The organism is Lactovum odontotermitis, assembly GCF_054658595.1.
Window position 1 is genome coordinate 1 of sequence record NZ_BAAGGQ010000041.1, and the last position, 4,426, is coordinate 4,426.

Annotated in this window: 1 protein-coding gene; it reads right to left on the bottom strand. The window is 44.5% G+C overall.

Annotated elements, in window-relative coordinates; genetic code table 11:
• Window positions 1–691 precede the first annotated feature (691 nt).
• Complete coding sequence (locus ACYQ2E_RS11140) at window positions 692–4,162, bottom strand: pectate lyase-like adhesive domain-containing protein (protein WP_460018133.1); 3,471 nt, start codon at window positions 4,160–4,162, stop codon at window positions 692–694.
• Window positions 4,163–4,426: the final 264 nt, after the last annotated feature.

Consider the following 4,426-nt stretch of genomic DNA (forward strand, 5'->3'; position numbering starts at 1 on the left):
GTGTCACCTGGAACAGATGGATCAAATGGTTTAGGATCCTGCTCATCTGGAACGCCGTCATTGTCATCGTCCGGATCTGCACTGTTCTTGATGCCGTCACCGTCAAAGTCACCGTCTGGGCTTGTTGATGTGTTCGTGTCACCTGGAACAGATGGATCAAATGGTTTAGGATCCTGCTCGTCTGGAACGCCGTCATTGTCATCATCCGGATCTGCACTGTTCTTGATGCCGTCACCGTCAAAGTCACCGTCTGGGCTTGTTGGATCTATTGAACCTGGAACGGATGGATCAAATGGTTTTGGATCATCTACATCTGGAACGCCGTCATTGTCATCGTCCGGATCTGCACTGTTCTTGATGCCGTCACCGTCAAAGTCACCATCTGGGCTTGTTGATGTATTCGTGTCACCTGGAACAGATGGATCAAATGGTTTAGGATCCTGCTCATCTGGAACGCCGTCATTGTCATCGTCCGGATCTGCACTGTTCTTGATGCCGTCACCGTCAAAGTCACCGTCTGGGCTTGTTGGATCTATTGAACCTGGAACAGATGGATCAAATGGTTTTGGATCATGTACATCAGGAACGCCGTCATTATCATCATCATCATCTGCACTGTTCTTGATGCCGTCACGGTCAAAGTCACCGTCAGGACCCGTTGGATCTGTTGGATCAAACGGTTTCGGATCATCTACATCTGGAACGCCGTCATTGTCGTCATCTGGATCGGCGCTGTTCTTGATGCCGTCGCCGTCAAAATCACCGTCTGGGCTTGTTGGATTGACAGAACTACTTGAACTACTTGAACTTGATGAGCTGCTTGAGCTGCTTGAACTTGATGAGCTGCTTGAGCTGCTTGAACTTGATGAGCTGCTTGAGCTGCTTGAACTTGATGAGCTGCTTGAGCTGCTTGAACTTGATGAGCTGCTTGATGAGCTGTTGAGCTGCTTGAACTTGATGAGCTGCTTGAGCTGCTTGAACTTGATGAGCTGCTTGAGCTGCTTGAACTTGATGAGCTGCTTGAGCTGCTTGAACTTGATGAGCTGCTTGATGAGCTGTTTGAGCTGCTTACATAATGGTAAATCAGTGCACCGTTTTCTGTCAGCGTAATAGAGCTGCCTGGTGTAATTGCTGTCCCATTATATGTAGCATCCACAAAGGTGTAATCTGGTACAGTTGGTGCTGCTTCAACCGTTACTGCATCACCAACATTGCCAGTGATAGCTGCAACTGGAGTTGTAGGTGAAACAGCTCTGCCCGTTGTATCATCAATGTAGGAAATAACCGTAGTCGCCTTTGGCGCACTTGATGAGCTGCTTGATGAGCTGTTTGAGCTGCTTACATAATGGTAAATCAGTGCACCGTTTTCTGTCAGCGTAATAGAACTGCCTGGTGTAGTTTCTGTCCCATTATATGTAACATTCACAAGAGTGTAATCTGGTACAGTTGGTGCTGCTTCAACCGTTACTGCATCACCAACATTGCCGGTGATAGGTGCAACTGGAGTCGTAGGTGAAACAGCTCTGCCTGTTGCGTTATCAATGTAGGAAACAACTGTAGTCGCCTTTGCTGGCGCTGTACCATAGAGGTAATTATAAACCAGCTCTCCATTTTCAACCAAAGTAATAGATGAACCTGAAGTTACAGCTTCTCCATTATAAGTGGCATCAACAAAGTAGAAGTTTGGCACAGTTGGAGCTGTTGGAACAGATACCACTGCACCGATATCACCAATTACTTTAACTTCTGTCATTGGAGTGACAGGATTTCCAGTTTGTTTATCAACATAGCTGACAGTCGTGTTCGCAGTGTTGCTTGGCTCAGCAATGTAAGTACCATTAACGATGAACTGATGTGCGTTTGGATAGGTGGTTCCTGTGGCTGGATTACCAAAGATACTAGTGACAGAACTATTGTTATTCACATCCGTGATAGTTGTCCTATAATATCCCAAATCCGGCGTCAGGCCTTGATAAGTAATAATATTGTAATTGGCTGATGCTGTGCCGGCAGGCTTGCTTTCGCTGTTATCAAAAGGATAGCCGCTTGTCCAGGCACGTAGTACCCCTTCTTCACCAGGCGGGTTAGTGATGTTTACAGTACCCATTCCCATGAAAGTCTGCGAGGCAACTTCAACGCCATTTGCATCGGTATGATTGACATCAATATAATTGGCATTATTGAAGTTAACTGTTGAAGCCTGATCCATGTAGAATGTCGGGATACCACTTGTCTGATGAATCGCAATCACAGAACCAGAAGCAAAGTTAACTGTTGAACCATAAATTAAGTAAAATGGATAGCTTCCATAAACCTTAGTAGCATCAAGGATAGTGTTCTGGCCAAAATCAACTTGACGTCCATTTGTATCTGTCGAGTTCCAGTAAGTATCATCGATTATATTGCCAAAACTATTCTGCAGCCAGGTAACATTATCACCAACCTTAACTGATGACCAGCTGCCCGAGATAAGAGCCCGGCTATTATAATCACCTACTGTCTGATTATCAGCAACAATACGAGCGCCATCACCTACAACAACATCACGGTCAGATCCTGAACCAGTCGTTGCATAAGGAAAACTTGCAGATATACTGTTAAAGAAACCAACCGTTACAGAACTGATACTTGTTGCAATATCTTCACGAACCGTTGCACCATCTGTGATGTGAAGTGCACCAGCTCCTATGGCAGAAGCATTTACCTGGAAATAATTATTTCCAGAGAGATTTACCATTGCATCAGGTGCATAAACAACCGTAGGCTGATAACCTTGCCACTGACCTGTCTGCGTAGGAACTCCCATGACTTTAACGTCATTTAAATTAAAAGTCCAGTTACCCGGGTTATTACCATTGGTCGTTCCTGCACTAATGAGCGCTGAAGCATTCATATAGCTGTCATATGTATCCAAGCCTGTTGTATTAAAGGGATTCGCCGCCTGAACCGTAATATTGGTCAGAGTAAACTGTGACGGACCAGAAGTGACCACTGCACCTGACCCATATGACCCAACAGCAATGTTGCCGTCCACACCCTGCGTTGATGTTTGTGCCGTACGACCGACTGAGAAGACCTCATTTCCCATATTGAGGGTATGTCCATTACCATCAATGGTCAAACTGCTGGCGCGCCAGCCAAGATCACGAACAGAATAATTCGAAGGGGTCGTTCCCTGATACTGATCCGGTGCCTTAAAGTCAGCCGTCAGCTGAATATAAGTAATACTTTCATCAGAATAAGCTGAATTCAGCTGATCCCAAGTAGAAACTGCTGCAAACGTACTATTCTGAATTGCATTAGACATATCGTCCGAAACATTCGCAACCATACTTGGAGTCGCAACCGTAACACCCGTTGCTAAGTTTGAATCAATACCTGTTCCATTTGAAAGATTTGCCGCTGCAAGCGCGTCAGACATAGCTGAACTTGCGATTGCAAGCTGAATCAGCGCATTAGATCCGGCAGCATATGCAACGCTTGCCTGATTTGACATAAGTGCATAGGAATTAGGATTATTCTCTCCAGCATAAGAAAGCACATATGAATTAGCTCCTGAAGCTGTGACATAGTAAGAGCTGGCAGCAGCATAAGCTGAATTAGCAGCCTGGTTTGCTTTCACAATACGAGCTGTAGACTCTGCTGTCAGTGAAACATAGCTAGAGGTTGTACTCGTAGGACCATTAAGGTCTGCCTCACGAGCCACCATACTCGTCACTGATTTTGCAATTGCGGCTTCTGCAACTGCAGAATTCGCATTAGAAACTGCTTGTGAACCTGTACTTGCAAGTGCAGACGAAGTGGCAGAGGATGAATCCGATGATGATGATGATGAATCTGATGAAGATGAAGATGATGAGTCTGATGATGACGAAGCATCAGCAGCAGCGGCAGAAAAGGTCGTTACCGCTGTGGAAGCGCTTTGTAAGGTAACTGTCAGATTAGTACCAGCTTTTAGGTTTTCTGCATAAGCTGCAGCAACGCTATCATCTGTTGTGTCGGCTTTTCCAGTTGTCGACACAACTGTTCCGCCTGCCAATGCTGCCACAACAGAAACAGCATACAGCCAGGATTTACCTGACTTCCAGGTTCGGAAATTTGTTGTTTTTTCCATTTTTTCAGGATGAAGTCGATCGAGCCGATTTTGAGCTTCTTTTGACATTTAAGTTCCCCTTGTATTCTTTCTTTGGTGATAAATTAATCAATTCTTAACCAGGATGACAGATACGATAAGATTCGCAAAAACTGTTAAAGCGACGTCCACTTTATATAGAAAGAATTGCTAATCTTAGCTGTTTTCTTTCATTCGGTTAAGTTTTGAAAACTTCTCCTATTCACCACAGTAGAAAAAAGTTTTCATACATGTAGTTTAACAAATCTCTTTATCTGCAACAAGTCATAATTAAACTGACAATTACATTTTAGT

Bases quoted from the DNA above. Each gene is read 5' to 3' on its own strand.
- ACYQ2E_RS11140 (WP_460018133.1), bottom strand. From the start codon at position 4,162: ATGTCAAAAGAAGCTCAAAATCGGCTCGATCGACTTCATCCTGAAAAA.